General features: G+C 67.7%; 32 protein-coding genes. 16 read left to right on the top strand and 16 right to left on the bottom strand.

Translation table 11 applies throughout. The annotated features are described in order from the left end of the window. Positions 1-25 precede the first annotated feature (25 nt). The 4 genes from Ssi02_RS03735 to Ssi02_RS03720 form a co-directional block, all read right to left on the bottom strand. The gene (locus tag Ssi02_RS03735; RefSeq protein ID WP_204021001.1) at positions 26-541 is read right to left on the bottom strand and encodes an NUDIX domain-containing protein; all 516 of its coding nucleotides are present in this window, start codon (positions 539-541) and stop codon (positions 26-28) included. Between the two features lie 138 nt (positions 542-679). Continuing rightward, on the bottom strand, positions 680-910 hold the full coding sequence (locus Ssi02_RS03730) for a hypothetical protein (RefSeq protein ID WP_204020999.1): 231 nt from the start codon (positions 908-910) through the stop codon (positions 680-682). Positions 911-1,031: 121 nt separating this feature from the next. Then, positions 1,032-1,331, bottom strand: a complete 300-nt coding sequence (locus tag Ssi02_RS03725; RefSeq protein ID WP_204020997.1) for a hypothetical protein — start codon at positions 1,329-1,331, stop codon at positions 1,032-1,034. A 141-nt stretch (positions 1,332-1,472) separates the two neighbouring features. Beyond that, a complete protein-coding gene (locus tag Ssi02_RS03720; RefSeq protein ID WP_204020995.1) occupies positions 1,473-1,721 on the bottom strand; it encodes a hypothetical protein in 249 nt (82 codons plus the stop codon). Between the two features lie 159 nt (positions 1,722-1,880). Here Ssi02_RS03720 and Ssi02_RS03715 point away from each other — a divergent pair, with 159 nt between their 5' ends. The 3 genes from Ssi02_RS03715 to Ssi02_RS03705 all read left to right on the top strand — a co-directional run bounded on the left by Ssi02_RS03715 (position 1,881) and on the right by Ssi02_RS03705 (position 3,940). After that, positions 1,881-2,399, top strand: a complete 519-nt coding sequence (locus Ssi02_RS03715; RefSeq protein WP_239128575.1) for an SRPBCC domain-containing protein — start codon at positions 1,881-1,883, stop codon at positions 2,397-2,399. Continuing rightward, positions 2,396-2,944, top strand: coding sequence for a TetR/AcrR family transcriptional regulator (locus Ssi02_RS03710; protein WP_204020993.1), 549 nt, complete (start codon positions 2,396-2,398; stop codon positions 2,942-2,944). Before Ssi02_RS03715 ends, Ssi02_RS03710 begins: the two co-directional genes overlap by 4 nt. Before the next feature lie 312 nt (positions 2,945-3,256). Next, complete coding sequence (locus Ssi02_RS03705; protein ID WP_239128574.1) at positions 3,257-3,940, top strand: hypothetical protein; 684 nt, start codon at positions 3,257-3,259, stop codon at positions 3,938-3,940. A 40-nt stretch (positions 3,941-3,980) separates the two neighbouring features. Here Ssi02_RS03705 and Ssi02_RS03700 read toward each other — a convergent pair whose 3' ends face one another. Next, positions 3,981-5,525 carry a hypothetical protein gene (locus Ssi02_RS03700; protein ID WP_204020989.1) on the bottom strand — a complete coding sequence of 515 codons (1,545 nt, stop codon included), beginning with the start codon at positions 5,523-5,525 and terminating at the stop codon, positions 3,981-3,983. 194 nt (positions 5,526-5,719) lie between these two features. Here Ssi02_RS03700 and Ssi02_RS03695 point away from each other — a divergent pair, with 194 nt between their 5' ends. Together Ssi02_RS03695 and Ssi02_RS03690 are read left to right on the top strand one after the other, a co-directional pair. Further along, entirely contained in the window at positions 5,720-6,487 is a 768-nt protein-coding gene (locus Ssi02_RS03695) for an enoyl-CoA hydratase/isomerase family protein (RefSeq protein WP_275410577.1), read from the top strand. Between the two features lie 130 nt (positions 6,488-6,617). Then, positions 6,618-7,967, top strand: a complete 1,350-nt coding sequence (locus Ssi02_RS03690) for a carotenoid oxygenase family protein (protein ID WP_204020985.1) — start codon at positions 6,618-6,620, stop codon at positions 7,965-7,967. Between the two features lie 88 nt (positions 7,968-8,055). Here the strand turns inward: Ssi02_RS03690 and glgC are convergent, their stop codons facing one another. Next, positions 8,056-9,291, bottom strand: coding sequence for a glucose-1-phosphate adenylyltransferase (gene glgC / locus Ssi02_RS03685; RefSeq protein ID WP_204020983.1), 1,236 nt, complete (start codon positions 9,289-9,291; stop codon positions 8,056-8,058). 85 nt (positions 9,292-9,376) lie between these two features. On the opposite strand from glgC, the gene glgA reads away from it, so the two are divergent. Next, on the top strand, positions 9,377-10,552 hold the full coding sequence (gene glgA, locus Ssi02_RS03680; RefSeq protein ID WP_204020981.1) for a glycogen synthase: 1,176 nt from the start codon (positions 9,377-9,379) through the stop codon (positions 10,550-10,552). 95 nt (positions 10,553-10,647) lie between these two features. On the opposite strand, the gene Ssi02_RS03675 is transcribed toward glgA, so the two are convergent. Next, positions 10,648-11,142, bottom strand: coding sequence for an NUDIX hydrolase (locus Ssi02_RS03675; protein WP_204020979.1), 495 nt, complete (start codon positions 11,140-11,142; stop codon positions 10,648-10,650). After that, positions 11,139-11,474 carry a hypothetical protein gene (locus tag Ssi02_RS03670; RefSeq protein ID WP_204021491.1) on the bottom strand — a complete coding sequence of 112 codons (336 nt, stop codon included), beginning with the start codon at positions 11,472-11,474 and terminating at the stop codon, positions 11,139-11,141. The genes Ssi02_RS03675 and Ssi02_RS03670 overlap by 4 nt, the downstream gene beginning before the upstream one ends. A 6-nt stretch (positions 11,475-11,480) precedes the next feature. Between Ssi02_RS03670 and Ssi02_RS03665 the strand changes: the two genes are divergently transcribed. Next, positions 11,481-12,023: a protein kinase domain-containing protein gene (locus Ssi02_RS03665; protein WP_275410576.1), complete on the top strand. Its 543-nt coding sequence runs from the start codon at positions 11,481-11,483 to the stop codon at positions 12,021-12,023. A 63-nt stretch (positions 12,024-12,086) separates the two neighbouring features. Here the strand turns inward: Ssi02_RS03665 and Ssi02_RS03660 are convergent, their stop codons facing one another. After that, a complete protein-coding gene (locus Ssi02_RS03660; RefSeq protein ID WP_204020977.1) occupies positions 12,087-12,452 on the bottom strand; it encodes a PH domain-containing protein in 366 nt (121 codons plus the stop codon). Between the two features lie 473 nt (positions 12,453-12,925). Between Ssi02_RS03660 and Ssi02_RS03655 the strand changes: the two genes are divergently transcribed. Beyond that, positions 12,926-13,243: a DUF4190 domain-containing protein gene (locus Ssi02_RS03655; protein WP_204020975.1), complete on the top strand. Its 318-nt coding sequence runs from the start codon at positions 12,926-12,928 to the stop codon at positions 13,241-13,243. Between the two features lie 232 nt (positions 13,244-13,475). Here the strand turns inward: Ssi02_RS03655 and Ssi02_RS03650 are convergent, their stop codons facing one another. From Ssi02_RS03650 to Ssi02_RS03625, 6 genes are all read right to left on the bottom strand, one after another. Then, positions 13,476-13,877, bottom strand: a complete 402-nt coding sequence (locus Ssi02_RS03650) for a nitroreductase family deazaflavin-dependent oxidoreductase (RefSeq protein WP_204021442.1) — start codon at positions 13,875-13,877, stop codon at positions 13,476-13,478. Positions 13,878-13,918: 41 nt separating this feature from the next. Next, entirely contained in the window at positions 13,919-14,476 is a 558-nt protein-coding gene (locus Ssi02_RS03645) for a GNAT family N-acetyltransferase (protein ID WP_204020973.1), read from the bottom strand. A gap of 137 nt (positions 14,477-14,613) precedes the next feature. After that, entirely contained in the window at positions 14,614-14,931 is a 318-nt protein-coding gene (locus Ssi02_RS03640; RefSeq protein ID WP_204020971.1) for a hypothetical protein, read from the bottom strand. Further along, entirely contained in the window at positions 14,928-15,773 is an 846-nt protein-coding gene (locus Ssi02_RS03635) for a DODA-type extradiol aromatic ring-opening family dioxygenase (protein ID WP_204020969.1), read from the bottom strand. Before Ssi02_RS03635 ends, Ssi02_RS03640 begins: the two co-directional genes overlap by 4 nt. Further along, positions 15,766-16,626: an amidohydrolase family protein gene (locus Ssi02_RS03630; protein ID WP_204020967.1), complete on the bottom strand. Its 861-nt coding sequence runs from the start codon at positions 16,624-16,626 to the stop codon at positions 15,766-15,768. Before Ssi02_RS03630 ends, Ssi02_RS03635 begins: the two co-directional genes overlap by 8 nt. Beyond that, on the bottom strand, positions 16,623-17,735 hold the full coding sequence (locus Ssi02_RS03625) for a CaiB/BaiF CoA transferase family protein (protein ID WP_204020965.1): 1,113 nt from the start codon (positions 17,733-17,735) through the stop codon (positions 16,623-16,625). The genes Ssi02_RS03630 and Ssi02_RS03625 overlap by 4 nt, the downstream gene beginning before the upstream one ends. 250 nt (positions 17,736-17,985) lie before the next feature. Here Ssi02_RS03625 and Ssi02_RS03620 point away from each other — a divergent pair, with 250 nt between their 5' ends. The 8 genes from Ssi02_RS03620 to Ssi02_RS03585 are packed head-to-tail and all read left to right on the top strand — an operon-like array spanning position 17,986 to position 24,955. Then, a complete protein-coding gene (locus Ssi02_RS03620) occupies positions 17,986-19,062 on the top strand; it encodes an ABC transporter substrate-binding protein (protein ID WP_204020963.1) in 1,077 nt (358 codons plus the stop codon). After that, positions 19,062-19,871, top strand: a complete 810-nt coding sequence (locus Ssi02_RS03615) for an ABC transporter permease (RefSeq protein ID WP_204020961.1) — start codon at positions 19,062-19,064, stop codon at positions 19,869-19,871. Before Ssi02_RS03620 ends, Ssi02_RS03615 begins: the two co-directional genes overlap by 1 nt. After that, positions 19,868-20,608, top strand: coding sequence for an ABC transporter permease (locus tag Ssi02_RS03610; protein ID WP_204020959.1), 741 nt, complete (start codon positions 19,868-19,870; stop codon positions 20,606-20,608). Before Ssi02_RS03615 ends, Ssi02_RS03610 begins: the two co-directional genes overlap by 4 nt. Beyond that, positions 20,605-21,399 (top strand): ABC transporter ATP-binding protein, encoded by a 795-nt coding sequence (locus tag Ssi02_RS03605; RefSeq protein WP_204020957.1) that lies wholly within the window; start codon positions 20,605-20,607, stop codon positions 21,397-21,399. The genes Ssi02_RS03610 and Ssi02_RS03605 overlap by 4 nt, the downstream gene beginning before the upstream one ends. 16 nt (positions 21,400-21,415) lie before the next feature. Next, positions 21,416-22,756, top strand: a complete 1,341-nt coding sequence (locus Ssi02_RS03600; RefSeq protein WP_204020955.1) for an amidohydrolase family protein — start codon at positions 21,416-21,418, stop codon at positions 22,754-22,756. Then, positions 22,756-23,547, top strand: coding sequence for an MBL fold metallo-hydrolase (locus Ssi02_RS03595; RefSeq protein WP_204020953.1), 792 nt, complete (start codon positions 22,756-22,758; stop codon positions 23,545-23,547). Before Ssi02_RS03600 ends, Ssi02_RS03595 begins: the two co-directional genes overlap by 1 nt. Then, positions 23,523-24,404: a sulfurtransferase gene (locus Ssi02_RS03590; RefSeq protein WP_204020951.1), complete on the top strand. Its 882-nt coding sequence runs from the start codon at positions 23,523-23,525 to the stop codon at positions 24,402-24,404. The genes Ssi02_RS03595 and Ssi02_RS03590 overlap by 25 nt, the downstream gene beginning before the upstream one ends. Then, positions 24,401-24,955, top strand: a complete 555-nt coding sequence (locus Ssi02_RS03585; protein ID WP_204020949.1) for a YceI family protein — start codon at positions 24,401-24,403, stop codon at positions 24,953-24,955. Before Ssi02_RS03590 ends, Ssi02_RS03585 begins: the two co-directional genes overlap by 4 nt. Positions 24,956-25,020: 65 nt before the next feature. On the opposite strand, the gene Ssi02_RS03580 is transcribed toward Ssi02_RS03585, so the two are convergent. Further along, positions 25,021-26,016, bottom strand: a complete 996-nt coding sequence (locus Ssi02_RS03580) for a ribonucleotide-diphosphate reductase subunit beta (RefSeq protein WP_204020947.1) — start codon at positions 26,014-26,016, stop codon at positions 25,021-25,023. Between the last annotated feature and the right edge of the window lie 21 nt (positions 26,017-26,037).

The following is a 26,037-nucleotide window of genomic DNA, read 5'->3' as shown; positions in this document are numbered from 1 at the left end:
ACCAATGTCGCCAACGAGGATAACTTTATGTGACTGGCAAATTACCTAGAGTGTCGAGTTCTTGGAAGTAGTCCGCCACGACGCGGGTGTGCAGGGGGAAGGCCAGCTCCCGGGGGCCGGTGATCACAAGCCACTCCGACGTCTCGGCGGTGGCGGCGACGGGCGGCAGGTCCGGTGCGGCCAGGCGCGGGCCGCGGGCGAAGACGAGCACGGTGCCGTCGGGGGCGCTGTGCACGTCGAGGAGCCGCACGGCGGCGGGGTCCACGGCGACACCGGTCTCCTCGCGGAGCTCCCGGGCCGCCGCCTGCTGCCACGACTCCCCCATGTCGATGAAGCCACCCGGCAGGGCGAGCTCACCCCGGCGCGGTTCGACGTCGCGGCGCACCACGAGGAGGCCGTCGTCCACCGGGAGCACCATCACGGCGACGGGTAGCGGGTTGAGGTAGCCGGTCTGCCCGCATCCGCCGCAGGTGCGGGGCCAGGCCGAGCCGGCGGCATATGCCGTACCGCAGTAGGAGCAGTGGGAGTTCTTGATCGCCATGCCCGCGAGACTAGGCGGACGCGGCGGCGACCACCAGCGGAGCGGCCGGGGCGAAGGGGCCGTTTCCCTGGGGCGGCCCGCACCGACGCCCGGCCGCCCCAGGGGAACGGCCGGACACCGGGTGCTCGTTCCCCCCCGCTATGGAGGGGTGAGGCCCGCGCCGGCGTTGAGGTTCACACCGAGTGGGGTGGTGAACCTGACACCGCCGCCGTCGCCGAGCAGCTGCTGGCCACCGCCTCCTCCCTCGCCGAGCAGACCGCCGACGAGGGTGCCGAGTGGATCGGGGTTGGCCATGGCGGGTGAGGCGGCCAGGACACTCACCGTTGTGGCGAGTAACAGCGCGGCGGCGACATGTCGGGCACTTGGCATGATTCCGCCTTTCAAGGTGATCACCGTAGTAACTCACAGTAATGACGTGACGGCTAAGGAATCACTTAGAAGCGGGACAGGGGGGCGCCGCATCACCTTCGGCTCCTGCCGTACGGCTTGATCAGTCGTCCACCGCGGCGGACCGCGTTTCGGCGTCGTCCCTGGCCGTGCTCGCCGGAGCCGCGGCCTTCGGTTTGCCCGCGCCCACCAGGTTGCCCAGCAGGCCGCCCACGGCCACAAAGGGATCGGCGCCCCTTGTCGTGGCACCCGCGCCACCGAGCAGGCCCGAGACCGAGCCGGCGCCGGAGGCCGGGGTGTCGGCCCTCGCCGGACCGGGGCCCGCCGCCACGGCGGGAGAAGCGGCGAGCCCGCCGGCCGCGGCGGCCAGCACAAGGGCAGCGAGACGGTGTGCGATGCGCATGAGTGCCTACCTTTCACGTGATCGTTGGTGAACCGGAGTAAGTCGCGAACGGTTGCGACGGCATGCAAGAAGACGCGAGGCCCTCACGGCCGGCGGACATCGCGGGTGCGATGCCGCCGGATGGGCCGTGAGTCACTCGGATTACCTGAAGAACTTGGCCCTGACCTCGGGAGCGGAGAGGGCTGCGTCCACGGCGGGCGAGGACGGGAAGAGCTTCGCGTTGAGATCCGTGCCGAACGGCCCTCCGACCAAGGCACCGAAGTCGGCGAGGTGAGCGACTGACGGAGGAACGGGGTCGGAGCCGGCCGCCGCGGCGGCGACGGCAGTGGTCAGACCGCTCAGCGCGGCGACCAGCGCCAGAGTGGTCGCGATACGGCTGGTGGTGCGCATGCTCGGCCTGCCCTTCTTCGGCGGTAGTTGCCACTGAAAATAACTTTCCGTGACTGAACCAACACCTAGAGATTGCGAAGTCGGTCGAGCTTGACCGGCTAACACCGTTAGCCTACGGTTGTGGCTAACAGCGTTAGCTCAACGGAGGTTCTCACGTTCGTGTCCACTGCGGCCAAGGTCACGGGCGGCATCGCGGCTCTGCTCGTCGCCGTCCCCGCGCTCCTCTACGCCTGGACGCTGCTCCGCCCCCACGAGATCCACACCCGCGTCGACATCGACGCCCCGCCGAGCCGGGTGTGGGAGGTCCTGACCGACTTCGCGGCCTACCCCGAGTGGAATCCGTTCATCGAGCGCGCGGAGGGCCGGGCCGAGGCCGGCGCCCGGCTGTCCAACCACCTGCGCGTCAACGGCGAGATCATGGTCTTCGGCCCGACCGTCCTGGCCGCCTCCCCCGGGCGCGAGCTGCGCTGGCTCGGGCGGTTCGTGATGCCCGGCGTCGTCGAGGGCGAGCACACCTTCACGATCGAGGACCTCGGCGGCGGACGCAGCCGCCTCGTCCAGCACGAGAAGTTCACCGGCGCGCTCGTGCCGTTCGCCGGGAGCACACTCGACGTGGTGGACGAGTTCAACGCGATGAACGCGGCGTTGAAGGCCCGCGCTGAGACAATGGTCCGGTGAGCGCTCGCCCGGAACCCCGCCCGTTGTCACCCCGCGCGTCCGAGATCGTGGCGGCAGCCCGCGAGCTCCTTGAGGAGCAGGGGCGTGACGCGCTCACCATGCGTGCCCTGGCCGAGCGGCTCGGCATCCGCGCCCCCTCGCTCTACAAGCACCTGCCCGACAAGGCGGCGGTCGAGGTCGCGCTGATCGAGCGCGGCTTCGTCGAGCTCGGCGACGCCCTCCACGCCGCCGTGGCCGACAGCGCCCCATCGCACGTGGTCGCCAACCTGCTCGCGACCTACCGCAAACACGCCCTCGCCAACCCAGGCCTCTACCGCCTGGCCACCTCAGGCGCCCTCCCCCGCCAGCGACTCGCCCCCGGCCTCGACGAGTGGGCCGGCACCCCGTTCTACCTCGCCGTCGGCGAGCCCCACCTGGCCCAGGCCCTCTTCTCCTTCGCCCACGGCATGGTCATCCTTGAGCTCGACAGCCGCTACCCCGACGGCTCCGACCTCGACCGCACCTGGGCCGAAGGAGCCCGCGCCTTCTCCTCCCTGTCCCCTTGAGAGACGGCTCTGTCCCCTTGAGAGACGGCTCTGTCCCCTTGAGGTACGGTCTGTCGCCTTGAGTACGGCGAAGCCCCGGACACGCTCAGCCGGGGATTTGGTCGAGCCGCCACAGGCTTCTGAGTCCGGTGCCGCTACGTCAGCGAGCTTACGGAGGCCCGGACGAGCTTGGCAGTAGTGCCAGGTCTACCTTCGAATCTCGCCTCAGCGCCCATGTGCGCCGACGGGTGCATCGTCCTTAATGGCGGGGTGCAGCAAACAGAGCTTTCTCATACTCGCAAGCCCCGCCCCGTCACCCTCCCGGGACCATGGGTGGAGGGGGTCGGCCTCGTTCTCGGGCCGCTGCTGCTTGTGGCGGGCGTGCTGGCACGGCTTGGACAGGACGACTTCTTCACCGGCCAGCTGGCCGCCTACGCCGCGCAGCCGGGTCGAATGACCCTCTCCTACAGCCTCTTCGCCGCGGGAAACGTGCTGCTCTGGCCGGCGGTGATCTGTCTGGCCCGCCGGATCGGCGACTCCGCTCCCGGATGGGCCAGGTGGGGCGTCGCTCTCGTGCTCGCCGGCCTGTTCGGCCGCGTCTTTCACGCCGGGGTGAGCCATCTCGCCTTTCAGATGGTAGACGCCCTTGGACTGGAGGCGGCGCAGCGGGCCGTGGCCTCCAGCTATGGCGCCTTCCACGTCTTCAAGGCCGTGAACATCCTCATCATGACCGGGTGGATCGTGCTGGCCGTCGCCGCGTTCCGGGCCAAGGCCCTTGGCACGGGGGCGATCGGCGCCGCACGCTGCGTCGCGCTTGCTCTCGCGCACGCGCTGCCGATCGGCGTGCTCAAAGGCAGCAGCGATGCCCTCGCCTGGGCTGCCTTACTCGGCCTGACCGTCGCCCTGGTCCCCCTCGGTGTCACTGTGCTGAGGCAGGCCCCGGCCCCCAAACCTTGGCTCGTCGCTCTTGTGCTGGTGCTGATCCCCATCGCCTTCGTCGCCGGTGTCGCCGGCTGACAGTGAGCGCGGTCCTCGACCCAACGGGCCGGGGTTCGGGTCACGGAGGGTTCGACGGGCGGAGCACGCGGGCGGTGCCGGCGATCAAGGCGGTGGCCAGGATCCAGCCGGAGGCGATCAGGGACCAGGCCAGCCATTGGGTGCCGGCCGCGGGTTCCCAGGCGGCCCGCTGTTCGAACAGGCTGACCGGGACCAACAGGTCCAGTGTGTAGACGAACGACGAGAAGGTCCGTTTCTCGTCGGGGTCGATCTGGGTGGGCGGATGGATGCCGAACACGACGGTGCCGATGGTCAGCAGCACTCCCGCCCAAACCGCGGCTTGCCAGGGGCGATAGCCATACCCCACGACCGCGTCGAGCATCCGGCCCCATCCGCGTCCCGTCGGGCGCAGGGTGGCGCGGTGTTCGCGCTGTTTGGCCAGCATGACGCGGCGGGCGTCGGGTTCGTGGCCGATGCGGCGATACCAGGCGGCGAGTTGCTCGTAGGGGTGGGGGCGGTAGCCGCCCGGGTCCCGGCACACCCAGTCGAGGCGTTCGGCGACGGTCCAGGTGCCGCGGAGGGATTCGTAGTTCGTGCCGTTGAGGTGGACCCTGTCCGGATAGCTGGACGGGTTGTCGAAAAGCACACCGACGCGGGAGTAGGCGAGGTTGACCTCGCCTTTGATTGACTTGGGCATCATGATCAGCTCGTCGACCTGCATGTGGCTGAGGTGCAGGGACCGGGTGGGTGCGCTGAGTTCGGCCCGGTCGAAGGAGAGCACACCGCCGATGCGGGCGCCGCGCAGCCGGATGCCGCCCTCGGCCTTGAAGTTCGCGCTGAACTCGGCGGTCTTGGCCTCCAGGAAGTCGCCGAACAAGGCGAGGTCGCCCGCGGCCCGCAGCTCGGCCCCTTGCAGATAGAGGCCACCGTTCAAGGTGGCGCCGATCAGGCGCAGCCCGCCCTCGGTGCGCAGTCCGCGCATGAACGCGCCGCCGTCGACGGTCAGGCCGCCCGCCCATAACGCCCAGGGCTGCTGACCCAGGAAACGTTCCTTCAGGTCCTCCTCCGTGTAGGGGTGGCCCATGTCCTCGAAGGCGCTTTCTGTGGCTCGCTTGTGCGGCGGCGGAGAGGAGACGAACGCCCGGGACAGGCGGAGCTGGCCGGTGATGTGGGCGTTGTCGAGGCGGAGACCGGTGCGCACGGTGGAGCCGTCCAGCTCGAACACACCGTCGATCTTGGAACGGGCGGCGCGGATGCGGTGAATGTCGCAGCCGCGGAACCGCAGTCCCTGGGTCGAGGCGTCGGTGAGGTGCACCACACCCGGGAGGTAGCAGTTGAGCAGATGTAGTTTGTCGCGCACCTCCGCGTCGGAGAGCAGCAGGTCACCGATGATGTGCGCGCCGGCCAGGCGCACCCCGGGGATCTTCCCCGGATCGGGTTCCCGTGCGCCGGTCAGCAGCGCCGCGATCACCTCGGCCCTGACCTGCCGCTCGGAACCCCACTCGGCCCCGTTCGCCGCGCGGTTGCCCTCGGCGTCGGAAGATCGCAGGTCGATCCAGGCGCCTGAGGGATACGCGTTCCAGACTTGCCGCTCAGCCGGTGTCATCCCCCGAAATGGCCGCGATCTTCGCACACCTGGACTTTACTCGCGGCGCTCCCGGCGTGGGGAGGCTTGCAGAAAGGCTTCTGGCGCGCGTGGGCGGGTGCCCGTCGAGATCATCATGGGAGTGAAAGTTGTGTGTCACCCGGTGTTCGGCACTTGGGCGAGGTCGGCGACAATGACCGGCATGCATCAGGAGGTTGCCCCAGGATTCGACTTTCACATCGACCACGAGGCCTCCATCGGCATCCCTCCGGCTAAACCGTCCGGAGAAGCGCAACGCCATGAGTGCCAGCATGTGGCATGACCTTCCGGGAATCCTCCGCATCCTCGCGGACAACCCCGCTGTGCGGGTGCTTGTCCTCACCGGCGCAGGGGGCACGTTCTGCTCGGGCGCCGACATCTCCGAGATCGCGAAACTAGGCGACGGCGGCGACAGCACCGGTGCCACCGTCGCCGCCGAGCGTGCGCTCCGGGAGTTCCCCAAGCCGGTCATCGCCATGATCGAGGGGTTCTGCGTGGGCGGCGGGTGCCAGCTTGCCCTCGCCTGCGATCTGCGCATCGCCACCGACAACGCCCGATTCGGCATTACCCCCGCCAAACTCGGTCTCGTCTACCCGTTGTCCTCCACCCACCGCCTTGTCGAGCAGATCGGCCCCTCGGCCGCCAAGCTCCTGCTTTTCTCCGCCGAGCTCGTCGACGCCTCCTGGGCGCTGCGGGTCGGGCTCGTCGACGAGATCACCGCCCCTGAGGAGCTCGCCGGCCGAGTCCACGGCCTGGCCCGTACGATGGCCACCCGCTCCCAGCTCACCCTGTCCGCGTCCAAGGAGATCGTCGACGGCCGGGCCGACGAGGACGCGTTCCGGGCCTGGCAGAAGCTGTCGGAGGACAGCGGCGAACTGGCCGAGGGTGTGTCGGCCTTCCTGGCCCGCCGTTCGCCGGCCTTCGCGTGGACACCTCACCTCTGACATAGCGGAGATTGCCTGGGCTGTACGGCATCAGCCCGGCAGGCCGTCTTTACAGCGGAAAGTTGCTCGTCACTTGGTAGATCCATGTGACTCTTTCGTGCCACTCTGAAAGGGAAGGGGATGATGTGACGTGTCGGAGACATCGCCGTTCTACCTGCAGGGTTTCCTCGCCCCGGTGGCCGATGAAGTCGACTATTACGATCTGCCGGTGACGGGTGCTCTGCCGTACGAACTCAACGGCTGCTACGCGCGCAACGGCCCGAATCCGCTCCCTGGGGACGACCCGGGCAACTGGTTCCTGGGCGCTGGCATGGTGCACGGCGTGCGGCTTCGCGCGGGCAAGGCCGAGTGGTACCGAAACCGGTGGGTCAGGACAAATTCCTTTGTCGAGGACGCGCCGTATATCCGTGCCGACTACTCCATCGACCTCACCGCCGTGCCCGCCAACACCAATGTCGTGGCCTGCCACGGCAAGGCGTTCGCGCTGGTGGAGGCGGGTGTGCCATACGAGATGACGTTCGGCCTGGACACGGTCGGGCCGTTCGACTTCGGCGGCAGGCTGAAGACGGCGATGACGGCCCACCCGAAGCACGATCCGGTGACGGAGGAGATGCACTTCTTCGGATATGGGTTTAGGCCGCCCTATCTGACCTACTACCGGCTGTCGCCCGAGGGCGAGCTGGTGGAAAGCCGGGAGATCGAGGTGATCGGCCCGACGATGATGCACGATTTCGCGATCAGTTCCGGTCATGTCGTCTGGATGGATCTGCCGGTCGTGTTCGACGTGATGACCCTCTCGCGGACCGGCATGCCATACCGCTGGGACGACGCCTACGGCGCACGGCTCGGCGTGATGCCGATGACCGAGGACGCCAAGGTGACCTGGCACGACATCGATCCGTGCTACATCTTCCACACCGCCAACGCCTACGAGGACGACTCGGGGCGGGTGGTGCTCAACGCCATCCGTTACCGTCCGGACGCCTTCAAGTCGGTCTGGACGGAGATCGAGGGACAATACGATCCGGCGGCCTCGGCGGCGATCCTCGGCCGGGCACACCTCCACCGCTTTGTGATCGATCCGGCGAACGGGGTGAGCGAGGAGCAACTCGACGATCTCGATATCGAGTTCCCGACCTGGAACATCGATCGCACGGGGGACGACAACCGCTACCTGTACGCGGTGTCGGTCGACGGGATCGTGAAATACGACCACAGGAACGATTCGACCGAGTTCTACAAGGTCGGCAGGGACCAGTTGCCGGGCGAGGCGGTCTTCGTCCCGTCCCGCCACAGCCGCGGTGAGGACGAGGGCTGGCTGATCTCCCTGGTGAGCGGGGCCGAGGACACACCCTCCGAGTTGCTGGTTCTCGACGCGAGAGACCTCACCTTCGTGGCGTCCGTGCAGCTCCCGTGCCGCGTCCCGGAGGGGCTTCACGGCTCCTGGCTGCCCTATGACGAGGAGCAGGAGGCGGCCTGACCCGGCCGCCTCCGGGCTCCGCTCAGGCCGCCTCCGGGCCTGCTCAGGGCCCTCTCCGGGCTCCGCTCAGGCTCCCTCCAGGCTTCGTTCAGGCCTTGACGACCGCGTTCTTGCCGATCACCACGATGCCGCCCTCGGTGACGGTGAAGCGGCGCCGGTCGTCGTCGAGGTCGTAGCCGATTCGTGCGCCGTCGGGGATCACGACGTTCTTGTCGACGATGGCCCGCCGCACCCGCGCACCCCTGCCGACCTTGACGCCGTCCATGATGACCGAGTCCTCCACCAGCGACCGCGAGTGCAGGATCGTCCGCGGCGAGATGATCGAGCGTGCGGCGGTGGCCCCGGAGACGATCACCCCCGGGGAGACCAGCGACTCCAGGGCGTGGCCGACCCGGTCGCCCTCGTTGTGCACGAACTTCGCGGGCGGCAGGGGATCGTGCCCCGTGTAGATCGGCCACTGCTCGTTGTACAGGTTAAAGATGGGATGCACGGAGATGAGATCCATGTGCGCCTCGTAGAAGGCGTCGAGGGTCCCGACATCCCGCCAATAGCCTCGGTCGCGCTCGGTCGAGCCGGGGACGATGTTGTGCGCGAAATCGTAGACCTCCGCGCGTCCCGCCTTCACCAGCATCGGGATGATGTTGCCGCCCAAGTCGTGCTTGCTCGACGGGTCCAGCGCGTCCTCCCGCACCGCGTCGATCATCGCCTGGGTGCGGAAGACGTAGTTCCCCATCGACGCATACACCTGATCCGGCGCGTCGAGCAGGCCGACCGCGTCGCGGGGCTTCTCGCGGAACGCGCTGATCCGCCGCCCGCTCGCATCCGTCTCGATCACCCCGAACTGGTCGGCCAGCGACAAGGGCTGCCGGATCGCCGCGACGGTCACATCGCATCCCGAATCCACATGCTGCTGGACCATCTGCCGGGGGTCCATCCGGTAGATGTGGTCCGCGCCGAAGACGATCACGTGTTCGGGCATCTCATCGTGGATCAGGTTGAAGTTCTGGAACAGCGCGTCTGCCGAACCGGCGAACCAGTGCGGCCCGAGCCGCTGCTGCGCGGGCACCGGGGTCACATAGTTGCCGAGCATCGCCGAGAGCCGCCACGTGCGTGAGACGTGCCGGTCCAGGCTGTGGCTCTTGTACTGCGTGAGCACCACGATCTTGAGGAAGCCGCCGTTGGCCAGATTGGACAGAACAAAGTCCACCAATCTATACATCCCCCCGAACGGAACCGCAGGTTTCGCGCGGTCCGCGGTCAGGGGCATCAGCCTTTTACCCTCGCCGCCGGCGAGCACGATCGCGAGCACTCTCGGGGTTGTCATAGGAGAGGACGTTACCCCTCTAACCCCCTAAAAACACCCCGGCCGAAACCACCATGAATCATGCGTCTGGCGTTAGGGTCGTTCCGTGCGAGTCGATCTCCTCACCCGTGAGTATCCGCCCGAGGTGTACGGCGGAGCCGGCGTCCACGTCGAATACCTCGCCAGGCAACTGCGCGGGCTGGCCGACGTGCGGGTCCGCTGCTTCGGCGAGCCCCGCCCCGAGCCCGGCGTCAGCGCCCACCGCGTGCCCGCCGACCTCGGCGCGGCGAACGCCGCCCTCCAGGTGCTCGGGGTCGACCTGTCGATGGCCGCCGCGTGTGAGGGGGCCTCCGTGGTGCACAGCCACACGTGGTACGCCAACTTTGCCGGACATATCGCAAAATTGCTGTATGGCGTGCCTCATGTGGTGACCACTCATAGCTTGGAGCCACTCCGGCCTTGGAAGGCCGAGCAGCTCGGCGGAGGGTACGCCCTGTCGTCGTGGGCCGAGCGCACCGCTCTGGCGTCCGCGGACGCGGTTGTAGCGGTTTCCGCGGGGATGCGGAGAGATGTGCTCACGGCTTATCCCGAAATATCACCGGAAAAGGTCTCGGTGATTCACAACGGCATCGACACCGACGAGTACACCCCCGACCTGGGCGACCACTTCCTCACGAAGCACGGCATCGACCCGGCGGTGCCGTACGTCGTATTCGTGGGCCGGATCACCCGGCAGAAGGGACTTGTGCACCTGCTCCACGCCGCACGTTCCTTCCCCCGCGACACCCAGCTCGTGCTCTGCGCCGGCGCGCCCGACACTCCCGAACTCGCAGCCGAGGTGACCGCCCTGGTCGAGGAACTCGGCGCGTCCCGCCCCGGCATCGTGTGGATCAGGGAGATGCTGCCGCGGCCCGAGGTGATCCAGATCCTCAGCCGCGCCGCCGTCTTCGTGTGCCCCTCGGTCTACGAGCCCATGGGCATCGTCAACCTGGAAGCCATGGCCTGCGCCACCGCCGTGGTCGCCACCGCCACCGGCGGCATCCCCGAGGTCGTCGACGACGGCGTGACCGGCCTCCTCGTCCCCATCGCCCAGTCCCCCGACGGCACCCCCCACGACCCCGCCCGCTTCGCCGCCGACCTCGCCGCCCGCGTCAACACTCTGCTGGGCGACCCCTCACGGGCCGCCGCGATGGGGGCGGCGGGCCGGGCCCGCGCGGAGGAACACTTCTCGTGGGCCCGAGTCGCGGAGCGCACCCATGAGCTGTACGAACGGCTCGTCTGACTCGTTCACCCAGATCGCAGCGGCCCCAGGCGCTTCAGCCGTCAGAGACCCTTGATCTTCATGGCGAGCTTGGAAGTGGGGCTGTCGCTCACGAGTCACCAGGCGTAACCGTCCACCTCTTCGACCTGGAGGACGACCTTGGGCTCCTTCACCCGGAACGCCCATCGGAAGTCCGCATGCCAGTGCTCGGGCTCGCCCTTGGACGGGCTGGCCGGGATGGTGTGAATGTCGATGTCCACGGGGGTGTGGTCCTGACCGGGCGGGGAAACCGCACCATGCCAGGAGATGCCGGTCTCCTCCTCCAACTCCCGCAGGGAAGCATGGAGTAGCCCGACGTCTTGGGGTTCGAGGTGGCCGCCTGGAAGCAGCCACTTGCCAAGAGTCTTGTGCTGAATGAGCAACAGCTTGCCGGTGTCGTCGATCACAACCGCACCACACGTGACGTGACCGCCGTCGAACTGCTTCCGGGACGTGAGCTCCTTCCCACTCGCCAGAGCGTCGGTCAGCGGCCGAAGGTGGCCGGCCTCGCCAGGATACCGCTTCAGATAGCGGGCGACCGAGGCACGGATCTCGTCGGTGGTGATGCTCATGAAGTCCCATCGAAGTAGCTAAGCCAGGTCGCGGCGATCCGGCTGCGATCGGCAGGGTCGAGTTCGTGCATCCCGGCTTCATGACCGACGGAGGTCAGCCGCGCCGTAGCCGCAATGATCTCGCCCTGCACGAGATAGATAAAAGCACCAACGCTCGCTCCGTGCAGGAAGTTGACCGCGTTCCCGTCGGCGAGAACGTAGAAGTAGTGGCTGGTCCGCTCATAGCGGATGACATGTTCATCCGGGTCGACCGGTTCCCGGACGGCCGTCCGGACAAGGGGCTCACGCGGAGATTTGTGCGTGAATGCCGGGTAACCGCAGGACTGCAACATCCCGGAGTGCCCGCGGTCTACGACTGCGGCACCCGGGACGACCGGCTCTACCTCGTTATGCAGCGCGTCGAGGGTGTCTCGGTGTCCACCGTGCTGGACGAGGCGGAGATCCCCGTCGCCTGGGCCGCGGTCGTCGGCACTCCGGAATATATGGCCCCGGAACAGGTGGCGGACGGCACGGTCGGCCCGCGAAGCGATCTTTACACGCTGGGGGTGGTGCTCGACGAGATGCTCACCGGGGAGAACCAGTTTCTCGGGGGGACTCCGCTCGCCTCCATGGACAATCATCTCGAACTCCCGCCGCGGCCGCTTCGGCGGCGACGCAGGGACGTTCCTCAAGATTTGGAGCGGCTGGTTCTCTGGCTGCTGGACAAGAACCCGGAGAGGCGACCGGCAAACGCGACCGTGGTTTTTAACCGCCTCATCGCCTTCTGCCAGGAAATTCCCAGCTTCCCGGGCTATGTGGTCACGTCGTCGCCACACGCGATCCGGATGTACGGCAAAGTCCTCGGAATGATCGACGGCTCCGCGGCCAGGGGGTCACGGTAAGGGTTATCCCCGGAGTGTGGCTAGCTGACCTCGCCGGACGGGATGGATCACCGAGGGTCACGGCTAAGCGGAAATATAATGCAGAATCACATTGTGGACGTGATGGCTTTTGTGGTCTCCGCGAAACTCCACCTCATAGGTGTGCGTCCCGACGTGAATGGCAATGGCCCCGGAGGAGAAAAACCCACCCGCCCAGGACTTATTGCTGACCACGCTGACGGCTGAGATCCTGCTATAGGGAATGCTGGTGATCGCCACTTTCTTCCCGATGAAAGACTTGTCCTGCACAATCACTCGCCGATTGGTCAGGCCGAGGAATCCCGTGCCGGCTCCGATGGCGTCGTAAACGGCGATGATCTGCTCACCCTGCAGCAGGCCACTCGCGATCTGGTCAAGCTGTTCCCGACGGTCGTAGGTGACATTCTCCACGGTTCCCCCTGATGAGTGGGCTTCCGTGGAACGCTACCCCGCCCGCCGCCGGCCCGCTAGATCCGTGACCGGACGGCAGGCACTTCAACATGCCGACACCGGAAAACACGCTCTGTGTGCCGGCGGTGACGTTTATGGAGGTGATGGCGGACTCCACCCGCCGCTAATGTAGGTAATCCCACCGCTCCAGGAAACCCGTCCATCCATGTAACAGAATGACGCACCTCTCGGATATCCGAGTAGCCGAGTGAAACCACGCTCGACCGTGCAGCGTCTAATGCGAAGCCCCCCAAAGCAAGGAGAAAACCGTGAGCGATCCGTACGGCCCGCCGAGTGACCCCGGCACTCAGGCCGGCTCGGGATATGGCCAGGCGCCCGGATACGGACAGCCGTCCGGCTATGGACAGCCCGGATCCCCCCCGCCTCACCCCGGGTATGGTGCCCCGCAGCCACAGCCCAAGAACGGCATGGGCGTGGCCGCCCTTGTCACCGGCATCATCGGTCTCATCTTCGGGCCGATCCCGTTCACGTTCTGGATCGGTGCACCGCTGGCCTTGGCGGCCATCATCCTGGGCGCGGTGGCCCTCAGCCGAGTCCGCAAGGGAGTGGCCACCAACAAGGGTGTGAGCATGTCCGGCCTGGTGCTGGGCATTCTCGCGGCCCTGGCCTCCATCGTGGGGGCGATCCTCTTCTTCGTGTTGCTGAACACAGGCATCGAGATCGCCGAATGCATAAACCAGAATCTCGGAAACCCCGACGCCGAGGCGATCTGCCTACAGCAGATCCAGTAGCTTCATCCGCCTAGCCTGCCACCCGGACTGCGGGAGTCCTCCGGGTGGCGGCGACGACCAGGCAGACGTGACGATTCCCAGGCCTTCGCCGTACAAGAAGGAGCACGTGCCCCAAACGGATGGGAAGGCACCGTAACGTGCCTCCCCGCATACGGACGACCACGCTGCGCGAAAGCCGCGAAGGAGGGGGGTACACGCACCGGAGCAGGACCGGTGCGTGTGCGGGGTCGGGTCAGCGGCGTTCGAGCACGACGACGGGGATCTCCCGTGACGTCTTCTCGGCGTATTCGTCATAGGCCGGCCAAGTGGCCCTCATTAGCTTCCACAACTCAGGCCGTTCGGCCGCCGTGGCGACCCGGGCATGGGCGGGAAAGACCTCGTCCATGACCTGGACCTCGACGTTGGGATTGGCCTCCAGGTTGAGGTACCACAGGGGGTGGTCGGGTGCGCCGCCCTTGGAGGCCACGATCACGTAGTCGTCGCCGTGGCGCTGGTAGATGAGCGGTGTGGTGCGAGCCTGGCCCGACTTGCGGCCGATGGTGGTGAGGAGCAGCACGGTGGTGTTGTTCCAGTCGTGCCCCTCGGCGCCGCCGGTCTCGCGATATCTCTTAACGTGCTCTTCTCCGAACAGCATCGTCTTGCCTCCCCAGTTGAATGCAGTGGACAAGATCTGGCCTACCCCGCCCGATATCGTTCCCACTCATCCCGCAAGGCGGAATGGATGATGGAGTCGCGCCATCCGGTGGGTGTGGCCACGTGATGGCGGGCTCGGCCCTCCTCGACCATGCCCGCGACGAGCATGGCGAGTTGGGCGGCGGTGTTGGCCGGGGATCGTGCGCCCCAGATGCGGTGCAGCCGAAGTCCGCGGAAACCGAAGGCGAGGAGCAGCCTCACCAGGTCGGTGCCCATGCCTCGACCCCAGTGGTCTCGGCGTAGTGCGACGGTGATCTCGGCGCTGTGGGGGTGTTCTGGATCGATGCGGAGCCTTCCGACGCCGATGACTTGACCGGATTCGTTGTCGATGACGGCGAGCACATAGACCTGCCGGGGCACGGCGGCGGCTAACGTGAGGGCCGCGGTGACGATCTGTTCGATCTCTGCGCGCGTGCGGGGGCTGAACGGCAGGTGCTCGGTGGCCGCGGGGTCACCGTATACGGCGTGTATGGCGTCCACGTCGTCCGGGGTGACATCCCGTAGGCTGAGCCGTCCTCCGGAATAATGAACGGAACGCATGCGATGACGCTAACGTCTCTTCTGTCCCACGGCTAGCGATCTTTCCCGTTTATGGATTAATCGGTGATTCTGATGGGTTCTGTGGTGCTGGTGTGGCCGAACGTCACGTAAGTCCGGCCACACACCGTTCGCCGAGGTCAGGTGGCGGTGTCGGGGTATCCGTGGGCGGCGGACCGCACCCGGTAACTCTCCACCAGCTCCGGCCGTGTGATCTCCGGCACCCAGACCGCCTCCGCGAAGCTCCACAAGAGGTACGGGTGACCGCCAAGGCCATAAATCGCACCGTAGTCGCGTGCGGCGAGAGCCTCGAACTCCGTGTCGGTCAAGGCGCAGGCCTCATTGGCCCGCTGCCGCCACGCGGCGGCGAAGCCCGCGGGGTCGCGGACATACTCCCTGTGGCAGTCGGGGTCCATGTTGACGTCCCGCATAAAAGCGTTCAACGCATATTTGCTCATGAGTCCGTCGGCCATTCGAAGAAGGGAGACGTGGCGAACCGAGATTTCACACCTTCGGCTGATATGGCTGGCGCGCCATCCGCGATGCCCATGGTCACCATGAAGTTCAGGAACTGGTGGCTGACGTTGCCCGCCGCCCGCAGCCGGTCATAGGTCAGCGTGCCGATGGCCTTGTCCACCTCCCCGTCCCGCATCCACCCCACGGCGGCCTCGTCGAACTCGTGGTCGGGCGATCCGTTGAAATGACGGGGGCCGCCCACCTCCGTAGCGAGATGTCCGCTCGCGACGACCGCCACGCGGCGGTTGAGCGGCGAATCTTCGATGGACTTCCTGATGGCCTGCCCCACCTGGAAGAACCGCTCGGCGGGCGGCAGCGGGGCCGCCATGCAGTTGGTGAACACGCACACCACGGGGATGTCGAGCCCCGGATTCAGATAGAGCAGCGGCACCAGCACGCTGTGGTCGGCGCGGAAGTCGTCGGAGGCGGAGAAGTCGACTCCGCGCTCGATGCCGCCGCCGAGGATGTCCCGCGCGAGCTCGCCGTCCCCGCCGAGGGTGCGGTATGGCAGTCCGAACTCGCGTTCCTCGTTCCAGAAGGTGGCCGGCACCGCCGAGGTCTTCCCCACCAGGAAGGACGGCATGTTGTCGTAGAACCACTGCGTGAGGTGGTCGGTGGCGATCACGACGATCGTGTCGGGCCTGGCCTCCTCCATCCGCCCGGCGAGGGAGGCGAAGGCGTCGCGGGTGGCGACCAGGTCGTCGGGGGGCGCGGAGCCGTCTCCCATCACCCGCCACAGCAGCGGGTTGTGCGTGGTGCCGTAGATGCCGACGATCTCAGACAAGGCCGAACAGCTCCTTGGCGTTGTCGAGCATGATCCGCCGACGGGACGTCTCCTTGAAACCGAGGTCGTCGAACTCCTTGACCCACCGGTCGACCTCCAGCACCGGCCAGTCGGTGCCGAAGAGCACCCGCTTGGTAATGATGCTGTTGGCGTAGTGCACGACGTCCGGCGGCCAGTATTTCGGCGCCCAGCCCGACAGGTCGATGTAGAAATTGGACTTGTGCCAGCAGGCGGCCAAGTTGTCCAGGTGGAAGGGCCACCCGGGATGCGCACTGATGATCTTCAACTCGGGGAAGTCGGCCGCCACGTCGTCCAGGTAGGGAATCGGCCGGGTGTATTCCAGCTTGTAACCCATGCCGCCCGGAGTGCCGGCGCCCGCGCCGAGGAAGCCGCCGTGGAACATCACCACGAGGCCGAGCTCCGCGCACGCCTCCCAGATGGGGTAGAAGTGCCGGTCGTTGGGGAAGAAACGCTGCCGCCCGGGGTTGAGCTCACCCACGCCCTTGATGCCATATTCCGCATGACAGCGGCGGATCTCCTCGATGGCCGCCTTGCCCTTCCACGGGTCGATCCCGGCGAAGGCGAGGAAGACATCGGGATGCTCCGCCTGCGCCCGGCCCAGCAGGTCGTTGGGCGCACCGATCACACCGGACTGGGTCTCGTCGTCGGAGTTCACGATGACGGCCATCATGCGCCGCTCGCGGTAGACGTCGGCCTGCGCGGCGAACGAGACGGGGGTGCGCTCCTTGCCGAAGTGTGATCCCATCTGCCCGCGTCTGCGGCCCATCGCCGCGAGGAACTCCTCGGTCTGCGGATGGGTGTGGACGTCGATCGCGACCAGGTCGTCGGTCACAGAAGCTCCTCGTTGTGCGCCCCGAGAGCGGGGGCGGGGGCGGTGCGGAGTCGGGGCAGCCGGCGTTCGTGGGTGGAGAACCGGGTGCCGGGGCGGGTGGTGTCGTCCTCGATCAAGCCCATGTGCAGCACCTGGGCGTCCTGCACCAGGTCGGCGACCGTGTTGAGCGGACCGTGGGGGATGTCGGCGGCGGTGAGCAGTTCGAACCACTCGTCCCGGGGTCGTTTGCGCGTCTCGGCCTTCAGCACCTCGTCGAGCGCGTCGTAGTTGCGGTAGCGCAGGTCCCGGGTGGCGAACCGGGGGTCGCTCGCCAGGTCGCGCCGGTCGAGCACGTCGAGCAGGCCGAGCCAGAACTTCTCCGGCACCGACATGTGCACGACGAACGGCAGGCCGTCGCTGCCCACGCAGCCGTAGGCCTGGGCGCGGGCCGCCCTGCCGCCCGGCTGCGCCGTAGAGCCCGTCTCCAGGTAGGTGGAGATCGCCTCGGTGAGGAAGTCAGCCACCGAGCCCAGCATGGAGACCTCGACTCGCTGCCCCTCCCCGCTCGCCGAGCGCGCGTGCAGCGCGGCGAGCACACCCTGTGCGGCGGACATGCCGGACAGCAGGTCGGAGAAGGCGGGGCCGATCGGCCGGGGCGACTCAAGCGGCACGAGGTGGGAGTACATGCCGCCGACCGCCGAGATCACCGTGTCGTAGGCGGGGCGTTTGGCGTAGGGGCCGCTGGGGCCGAATCCGGTGATGGAGCAGTAGACGAGCCGGGGGTTGCGCTCCTTGAGCACCGGCCAGCCGAAGCCGAGCCGGTCGGCGACCCCCGGGCGGAAGTTCTCGATCAGGACGTCGGCACGCTCGGCCAAACCGAGCAGCGAGCCGAGGTCGTCGGGCTGTTTGAGGTTGAGGACTACTGAGCGTTTCCCGCGGTTGTAGGCACCGAATTGGGGGCTGTACGGCCTGGCCCCGCCACCCTGCCATCGTCGCATTGGATCCCCCTCGGGGGACTCGACCTTCACCACGTCGGCGCCCATGTCGGCGAGCAGTTTCGCCGCGTAGGGACCGGAGATGTATTGCCCGATCTCGATCACGGACAGCCCGCTGAGCGGCCCTTGTGTCATCCGTCACTCCCTCGTGAACCGTTGACCTGGGGCGAAATTGGATTCAGTATACGTCTCTAACGGGGGGCTTCAATCAGCCCCGGAGGCGTCAATGTCTCGCCACTCTGCCACGTCGTCACAATGTCCGACTAGCCGTTTGACCGATTTGCAACTCAGTCGTACCGTCTTTCATGCTTTACCTACCAAAGTACTCGGAAAACTAGGGATCCGCCGCTGGCGGCACGAGATGTATCCAACCCTGGAGGTAATGATGAGGCGGATGATCGGTGCGCTCGCCGGTTTCGCCCTGCTCGCCGTCGCCGGATGCGGTGACAACCCCGATGCCGCCGCACCCGCGGGGCAACCCACACAAGCGGCACTCCCCGTGAAGCCGCCCGCCTCCATCGAAGAGCTCAAGGCCAAGGTGCAGGGCAAGGAGCTCTCCATCGCCAGCGCCGCCTTCCCCAACCCGACCCTGACCGGCATGTACAAGGTGCTGGACCTGCTCCAGAGCGACTTCGGGATCAAAGTCGAGTTCCGCATGATGGACTCCTCGCCGATGAACGCCGCGCTCATCTCGGGGCAGGTGCAGATCGGCCACGTCTCCCTCGGCGGCATGGCCTCGGCCGTGGAAGCCGGAGCCGACCTCGTCGCCGTCGCCGGCAACGACCAGAAGAACGCGTTCCTCGTCACCGCCCGCGCCCCCGCGGCCTCCCTGGCCGACCTCAAGGGCAAGCGCTTCGCCGTATCCCAGAACCTCAGCTCGATCGTCGGCCAGACCGCCGCCAAGTGCTTCTCCTCGGCCGGCCTCGACGTGCAGAAGGACACCCAGCTTCTCCACCTCGGCAACGTCGGTCAGATCGTCGAGTCGCTGGAAAGCGGCCAGCTCGACGGCGGCATGTCCGCGACCTTCCGGCAGACCGAGCTCGACCTCGAGAATCCCGGGAAGTACACCGTCCTCTGCAAGGGCTGGGAGGCCAACCCGCAGCTCAACGACGTGTGGGCGGTCAGCCGGGCCTGGCTGGAGGAGAACAAGGACATCGCCATGGCGCTGGCCATCGCCGAGATCAAGGCCGACCGGTGGACCCACGAGGACAAGGCCGGATGGCTCGCCCTCGCCCAGGCCAAGATCGAGGGCCTGAGCCCAGAGGCGGCGGAGAAGAACTACACCACCCTCGTCACCGAACTCGACGACTGGCCGGTCAACGGCAGCCTCGACCGGAAGATGTGCGACTTCACCCTGGCCACCAGCAAGGAGTTCGGCGTCATCAAGCGTGACTTCACCTGCTCTGACCTGGTGCTCTTCGACTACCAGCAAGCCGCCGTCGACTTCCTCGGGGCCAAGTGATGACGCTGGCCCACGGGAAGACCGCCGCTCCCACCCGGCTCGCCGCGCTGACCGGGCCCGGCCCGGTGCGCGACTGGACGATCAGAGTGGCCGCGTTCTGCGCCCTGCTCCTCGCCTGGCAGCTCGCCGCGCAGAACGTGTCCGTCGCCGTGCTCCCCACACCCCGCCGGGTGTGGGAGGGCATGGCCGGCCTGCTGGAGCGCGGCGACCTGCAGCTCGCCTGGGGGCAGACCGCCGTGCAGGTGGCGGCGGGCATGCTGCTGTCGGCGGTGTTCGGCGTGGTGCTCGGGGTGCTCATCGGCTGGTTCAAGCCGGTCGACGACGCCATCTCACCGCTGCTCAACGCGGTGTTCCTGATGCCGCGCATCGCGCTCGTGCCGCTCATCGCGCTCTGGTTCGGCCTCCAGGACACCGCCAAGATCGCCCTCATCCTGTCCTTCAGCTTCTTCGAGATCTTCTTCACCGTGCGCAACGGCGTGAAGACCATCGAGAACGAGTTCGTCGAAGTCGCCAAGGCCTATTGCATCCCCCAGTGGACGGTCCTCCGCAAGGTGGTCCTTCCCGCCATCACCCCCTATGTCATGACCGGCCTGCGCCTGGGCCTCGTCTACGCCCTCGTCGGTGTCGTGCTCGGCGGCTTCTTCCTGGAGTCCAACGGCATCGGCGGCCTCATCTACGCCCTCGGCTCCGACTTCCGTACGGCGGAGCTGATCGCAGCCCTGTTCACCGTCATGCTCGTCGGCCTGGCCGTCAACCTCGGCCTGCACCGCCTGGAGAACCTCCTCGCCCCCTGGAAGGTGACCCGGTGAAATACATCAAGGTCGCCGGCGTCGTCGTCTTCCTGCTGCTGTGGCAGCTCGCCGGCCAGATTAACCCCGGCATCTACTCCTCCCCCACCCTCGTCGTCACCGAGATCGTCCGGCTGTTCACCGAAGGCGGCCTGCTCGGCCTGGTGTTCGGCACCGTCGCCACCATGCTGCTCGGCTGGGCGTTCGCCGCGGTCATCGGCGTGTTCACCGGGTTCCTCATCGGCAGATACCGGCTGGCGTCGCTCGTGCTTGAGCCGTACCTCGTCGCGCTCTACTCCGTGCCGCTCATCGCGGTGGTTCCGCTGCTGGTGATCTGGTTCGGCATCGGCCAGACCTTCCTGCTCGCCACGATCGTGGTGGCCACCGGCATCATGCTGGTGTTCCCCACGGCGGCCGGCACCAGGGAGACCGTCCGCGTCTACGACCAGGTGGCGCGGGCCTACTGCGTCTCCGGTCGCCACTTCCTGTTCAAGGTGCTGCTGCCCGGGGCTCTGCCGTTCATCGCGACCGGCATGCGCATCAGCGTGCAGCGCGCCCTCATGGCGGTGATCGTCGGGCAGTTCCTCGTCGGCCACCCCGGGCTCGGCACCCTGCTGAGCGACGCGAGAGTACGGCTGGACGCCGACGAGGTCTTCGCCGTAGCACTTGTCGCGCTCGCCGTGGGCGCGGCCCTCACCGCCCTGGTCGGCTGGGCCGACCGCACCCTGTCGGCCTGGCGTCCCGAGGTGACCTCATGAGCACACAGAAGATCGAGATCGACACCGTCGGCAAATCCTACGAGACCGGCCCCCGCAAAAAGCGCAAAGTCGTGCACGCCCTCAAGGACGTGAGCCTCACCATCGCCCCCGGCGGCTTCGTCAGCCTCCTCGGCCCGAGCGGATGCGGCAAGACCACTCTGCTCAAGTGCATCGACGGGCTGATCCCCATCACCGAGGGCGAGATCCGGGTGGGCGGCAAGGCCATCGCCGACCCCGGACGCGACCGCGCCTTCGTCTTCCAGGACTTCCGCCTGCTGCCGTGGCGCACCGTGCTCGGCAACGTGTGCTTCCCCCTGGAGACCACGATCTCCTCCAAGGCCGAACGTGAGGCCATCGCCAAAAAATACATCGACATGGTGGGCCTGACGGCCTTCGAACGCCACCACCCCCACGAACTGTCCGGCGGCATGCAGCAGCGGGTCGGCATCGCACGGGCCCTCGCCGTCGACCCCGACATCCTGCTCATGGACGAACCCTTCGGCGCGCTCGACGCCCAGACCCGCGAACTCATGCAGGTCGAACTCCTGCGCATCTGGGAGCTCACCGGGAAAACCGTCGTCTTCGTCACCCACAGCGTGGACGAGGCCATCTTCCTGTCGCAGCGCATCGCGGTCTTCTCCTCGCGCCCCGGCACGATCTCCGCGGAGTTCGACGTGCCGTTCGCCTACCCGCGCACCGACCTCGGCATCCGCCGCGACCCCCGCTTCACCGACCTGAGGCAGGAGATCTGGCGCCTGCTCAAGGGCGACCAGAACTCCTTCTCCGACTGACGGGACATCTGATTCGATGACGCTTCTCATCCGCGGAGTGACCGCGCTGACCATGGATCCGGGCCTCGGTGAACAGTCCGGCACCGACATCGAGGTCGCGGGCGGCCGCATCGCCCGGGTCGGCCCCGGCCTCGAATCACCTGGCGCCGAGGTCGTCGACGGCACCGGCATGATCGCCGTTCCCGGGTTCGTCGACACGCACTGGCACATGTGGGGCACGCTGCTGCGCGGGGTGATCGGCGACGGCCCGGCCAACGGGTGGTTCGCCCGCAAAGGCAGGCTCGCGCCGTACTTCACCGCCGACGACACCTACCTCGGTGTACGGCTGGCCGCCGCCGAAGGCATCGCCGCCGGCATAACCACCGTGCACGACTGGGCGCACAACGTGCTCGGCCCAGAACACGCCGACGCCGACCTGCGCGCCCACCGCGAACTCGGGCTGCGCACGCACTTCTCCTACGGCGCGCCATCGGCCCACCCGTCGATGTCGCCCGAGGAGATGCGCCGCCTCATGGGCGACCGGGGCAAGGGCTTCGACGAGGCCATGGACTTCGGCGACGTCAAACGCCTCGCCGAGGAATATGCCGACGACCCGCTCATCGGCATCGGCGTCAACCTGCGCGGCCCCGCCCGCTCCAGTGCGGAGGTCTACCGTGCGGAGTTCCGGGCCGCCAGGGAACTCGGGCTGCCCATCGCCATGCACTGCGCCGGCACCCGCGCCGAGGTCAAACGTATCCACCAGGTGTCGCTCCTCGCCGAGGACGGGCTGCTCGGCCCCGATCTGCTCCTCGCCCACTGCCTGCACCTTCCGCAGCGGGACCAGGAGCTCGTGGCCGAACACCGCGTGCCCGTCACGATGAGCCCGATGTCCGAACTGCGGCTCGCCATGGGCTACCCGCCGCTGCTCGACCTCATCGACCAGGGCATCGGCGTCAGCCTGTCCCTCGACACCACCGCCATCAGCGCCGCCGCAGATCCCTTCCAGGCGATGCGTGTCGCTCTTGGCCTCGTCAACGTCTCACGCGGCGACGCCGAGGCCATCAGCCCGCGCGACATCCTGCGCATCGCCACCCTGGAAGGCGCCAAGGCGCTCGGCCTCGGCGACGTCACCGGCTCCATCACGCCCGGCAAACGCGCCGACCTCGCGCTGATCCGGACCGACGGCCTCCACATGGCGCCCGTCGTCGACCCCGCCGTCGCCGTCGTGCACTCGGCCGCGCCCTCCGACGTCGACACCGTCCTCGTCGACGGCAAGGTGCTCAAACGGCACGGCAGGCTCACCGGCGTGGACGAGGCCGAGCTGGCGGCGCAAGCCGTACACGCCCTCCGGGAGTTGTGCGGGCGGGCGGGATTCTGATGGCGTTCCGCATCGGCCGCGGCGGGGTGGAGATCGTCGCGCTCAGGGACGGTGACCACACGCCCGACTGGATCTGGCATTTCCCCAAGGACGGCGGTGATTGCGAGGGTTGCCTGAACTTCGGGGCGTTCCTTGTCATCGCCGACGGCAAGACCGTGCTCGTCGACACCGGCTGGGGCCCCCACCACGAACCGCCGGGGGGTCTCACCGCTCCCGCCGGGCTCCTCGCCGACATGGCGTCGGCCGGCGTCGGGCCCGACGACGTCGACCTCGTGGTCTTCACCCACCTCCACCCCGACCACGTCGGGTGGAACCTCATCCTCGACCCGCCCGTGCGGCCCCGCTTCCCGCGCGCCCGCTACCTCGTGCCGCGTGAGGACTGGCTGCACTACAACGTCCGCGACGACATCCACCCCGGCATCGTCGAGCAGGCCCTGCCGCTGGAACGGCTCGGCGTGCTGCAGCTCATCGACGACGGCCACCGCGTCACCTCGTCGATCCGCGCCATCGCCGCTCCCGGCCACACTCCAGGCCACACCGTGTACGCCGCGGGCGACGACACCCTGCTCCTCGGAGACCTGGCCCACCACCCCGACGTGCTGGAGCGGACCCGGTGGCACCAGCGCTTCGACTGGAACCCGGAGGAGGCGGTCGCCACCCGGGAGAAGCTCCTCGACCAGGCAGAACGCGAAGGCACCCTCGTGGGGCTCGGCCACTTTCCCCCGCCGAGCCTTGGACATGTCATCAGAAAGGACGGGCGGCGCATATGGCACCCCCTGGAAACCCGCTAGTCACCGCGGACTGGCTCGCCGAACGGATCGGCGATCCCGGCGTGGTCGTCGTCGAGGTGCAATACGAGCCCGACGTGGACGAATACTCGGCCGGGCACATCCCCGGGGCCCGGCACGTCTTCTGGAAGGACCTCTTCTGGGCCGACGACGTGCGCGAGTTCCGCAACCCGGCGGAGGCGGCCGAGATGCTCGGGTCGCTCGGGGTCGGGCCCGACACCACGCTTGTCTTCTACAGCGGGCGCGGGCAGTTCGCCGCCTACGGCTACTGGGTGTTCCACGAGATGAACGGCCACCCCGACGTGCGTGTGCTCAGCGGCGGCAGGGCCGCGTGGCGGGCGGCGGGCCACCCCCTCGTCACGGAGGCGCCGGGCGTCACGGCTGTGGCGTACAAGCCGCTGCGGGCCGGCCGCGACGACTCCACGCGCATCGGGAAGGACGAGGTCCTCGGGCTGCTCGGCAAACCCGGGGTCGTGCTGCTCGACGGGCGTTATGCCGAGGAATATCACGGGGAACGCGTGAAGCCCGGCGACGGCTTCGACCACGGCGCCGAACGCCACGGGCACATTCCCGGCGCGGTCAACCTGTGCTTCAAGGACCTCATCGACCCGGCGACCTTCAAGCTGCTGCCGCCCGACCAGTTGGAGGCGGCCTTCCGCGCCCACGGCGCCGGGCCCGACCAGGCCGACCAGGTCATCGCCTATTGCCGGCTCGGGCACCGCGGCAGCCTGCTGTGGTTCGCGGCGAGCGCCCTGCTCGGGTGGGACCACGTGCGGGTGTACGACGGCTCGTGGACCGAGTGGGGAAGCAGCGTCGGCACCCCCATCACCGGCCCCACCGCGGAGAGGAAGACAAAGTGACCTGGCCCGACCCCGGCACGTGGGAGATCGACCCGCGGCACACCAGCATCATCTTCACCGCCCAGCACCTCGTCGTCGCCCGCGTGCGGGGCAGGTTCGACGTGTTGTCGGGCTCCATCGAGGTGCGTGACCCCGTGGAGGAGTCCCGGCTCAGCGTCACCGTGGAGGCGGGCAGCGTCAACAGCGGCGTCGCCAAACGGGACGGGCACCTGCGCTCACCCGATTTCCTCGACGTCGAACGGTTCCCCACGTTGAGCTACGTCTCCACCGGGCTGCGTCTGCTCGACGAGCGCACCTTCACCGTGGAGGGCGACCTCACCCTCCACGGGGTGACCCGGCCCGTGGAGCTCGCCGCCGAATATCTCGGCTCCCACGCCGACGGCGACGCTCCCCTCGTGGCCTTCGTCGCCACCACCTCGATCGATCGCAACGACTTCGACCTGAGCTACAACCGCCCTCTTCCCGCGGGCGGCTTCGCGGTCGGGCCGCGCATCGACATCGAGATCACCGTGGAGGCCCTCCCGGCGGGCATCAAACGCGTCGTCGCCTGACCGACCGGGACCACCTCCGACCAGCCGGCCGGGGGTGGTCCCGTCTCCTGCTTCCCGGGGACGGCTCAGAACGACTCGTCGAAGGAGACGCTGCCCTCCACCGCGACCTGGTAGGCCGACACGCGGCGTTCGAAGAAGTTGGCCAGCTCCTGGACGTCCTGGAGCTCCATGAACCCGAACGGGTTGGCTGTGCCGTACCTGATCGGCATGCCGAGGCGGCGCAGGCGCTGGTCGGCGACGTATTGCAGATATTCCTCCATCTGGTCGGCGTTCATGCCGAACAGGCCGTCGCCGCACAGGTCGCGGGCGAAGGCCAGCTCGGCGGCGACCGCGTCCTCCATCATGGTGGTGACCTGCCCCGCCAGCTCGTCGTCGAAGAGCTCGGGTTCCTCCGACCGCACGGTGTCGACGACGCTGAAGGCGAACTCCATGTGCATCGACTCGTCGCGGAACACCCAGTTGGTGCCGGTGGCCAGCCCGTTGAGCAGGCCGCGCGACCGGAACCAGTAGACATAGGCGAAGGCCCCGTAGAAGAACAGCCCCTCGATGCAGGCGGCGAAGCAGATGAGGTTGAGCAGGAACGCCCGCCGGTCGGCCGCGTCTTCGAGCCGGGTGAGCCCGCCGAGCGAGTCGATGTATTTGAAGCAGAACTCCGCCTTGTCGCGGATCGACGGGATGTGCTCGACGGCGGCGAACGCCTTGGCGCGCTCGTCGTGGTCGGGCAGATAGGTGTCGAGCAGCGTGAGGTAGAACTGCACGTGCACGGCCTCTTCGAAGAGCTGCCGCGACAGGTAGAGCCGCGCCTCGGGGGCGTTGACGTGCTGATAGAGGTTGAGCACCAGGTTGTTGGCGACGATCGAGTCGCCGGTGGCGAAGAAGGCCACGAGCCGGTTGATGAGGTGGCGCTCCTGCGGGCTCATCTTGGCCAGGTCGGCGAGGTCGCTGTGGAGGTCGACCTCCTCGACCGTCCACGTGTTGCGGATGGCGGCGCGGTAGCGCTCGTAGAAGTCGGGATAGCGCATGGGCCGCAGCGTCAGGTCCATACCGGGGTCAAGCAGCATCGACATCCCTTTCGGGGTAAG

Origin of the sequence: Sinosporangium siamense, from assembly GCF_016863435.1 — a bacterium.
Classification (GTDB): Bacteria; Actinomycetota; Actinomycetes; order Streptosporangiales; family Streptosporangiaceae; genus Sinosporangium; species Sinosporangium siamense.
This window is presented reverse-complemented; position numbering and strand designations above follow the sequence as displayed.

What these genes read in the sequence shown, in the direction of transcription:
- Ssi02_RS03735 (WP_204021001.1), bottom strand. Translation starts at nt 541, where the DNA reads ATGGCGATCAAGAACTCCCACTGCTCCTACTGCGGTACGGCATATGCC.
- Ssi02_RS03730 (WP_204020999.1), bottom strand. Translation starts at nt 910, where the DNA reads ATGCCAAGTGCCCGACATGTCGCCGCCGCGCTGTTACTCGCCACAACG.
- Ssi02_RS03725 (WP_204020997.1), bottom strand. Translation starts at nt 1,331, where the DNA reads ATGCGCATCGCACACCGTCTCGCTGCCCTTGTGCTGGCCGCCGCGGCC.
- Ssi02_RS03720 (WP_204020995.1), bottom strand. Translation starts at nt 1,721, where the DNA reads ATGCGCACCACCAGCCGTATCGCGACCACTCTGGCGCTGGTCGCCGCG.
- Ssi02_RS03700 (WP_204020989.1), bottom strand. Translation starts at nt 5,525, where the DNA reads ATGACACCGGCTGAGCGGCAAGTCTGGAACGCGTATCCCTCAGGCGCC.
- glgC (WP_204020983.1), bottom strand. Translation starts at nt 9,291, where the DNA reads ATGACAACCCCGAGAGTGCTCGCGATCGTGCTCGCCGGCGGCGAGGGT.
- Ssi02_RS03675 (WP_204020979.1), bottom strand. Translation starts at nt 11,142, where the DNA reads ATGAGCATCACCACCGACGAGATCCGTGCCTCGGTCGCCCGCTATCTG.
- Ssi02_RS03670 (WP_204021491.1), bottom strand. Translation starts at nt 11,474, where the DNA reads ATGTTGCAGTCCTGCGGTTACCCGGCATTCACGCACAAATCTCCGCGT.
- Ssi02_RS03650 (WP_204021442.1), bottom strand. Translation starts at nt 13,877, where the DNA reads ATGCTGTTCGGAGAAGAGCACGTTAAGAGATATCGCGAGACCGGCGGC.
- Ssi02_RS03645 (WP_204020973.1), bottom strand. Translation starts at nt 14,476, where the DNA reads ATGCGTTCCGTTCATTATTCCGGAGGACGGCTCAGCCTACGGGATGTC.
- Ssi02_RS03640 (WP_204020971.1), bottom strand. Translation starts at nt 14,931, where the DNA reads ATGAGCAAATATGCGTTGAACGCTTTTATGCGGGACGTCAACATGGAC.
- Ssi02_RS03625 (WP_204020965.1), bottom strand. Translation starts at nt 17,735, where the DNA reads ATGACACAAGGGCCGCTCAGCGGGCTGTCCGTGATCGAGATCGGGCAA.
- Ssi02_RS03620 (WP_204020963.1), top strand. Translation starts at nt 17,986, where the DNA reads ATGAGGCGGATGATCGGTGCGCTCGCCGGTTTCGCCCTGCTCGCCGTC.
- Ssi02_RS03615 (WP_204020961.1), top strand. Translation starts at nt 19,062, where the DNA reads ATGACGCTGGCCCACGGGAAGACCGCCGCTCCCACCCGGCTCGCCGCG.
- Ssi02_RS03605 (WP_204020957.1), top strand. Translation starts at nt 20,605, where the DNA reads ATGAGCACACAGAAGATCGAGATCGACACCGTCGGCAAATCCTACGAG.
- Ssi02_RS03600 (WP_204020955.1), top strand. Translation starts at nt 21,416, where the DNA reads ATGACGCTTCTCATCCGCGGAGTGACCGCGCTGACCATGGATCCGGGC.
- Ssi02_RS03595 (WP_204020953.1), top strand. Translation starts at nt 22,756, where the DNA reads ATGGCGTTCCGCATCGGCCGCGGCGGGGTGGAGATCGTCGCGCTCAGG.
- Ssi02_RS03590 (WP_204020951.1), top strand. Translation starts at nt 23,523, where the DNA reads ATGGCACCCCCTGGAAACCCGCTAGTCACCGCGGACTGGCTCGCCGAA.
- Ssi02_RS03580 (WP_204020947.1), bottom strand. Translation starts at nt 26,016, where the DNA reads ATGCTGCTTGACCCCGGTATGGACCTGACGCTGCGGCCCATGCGCTAT.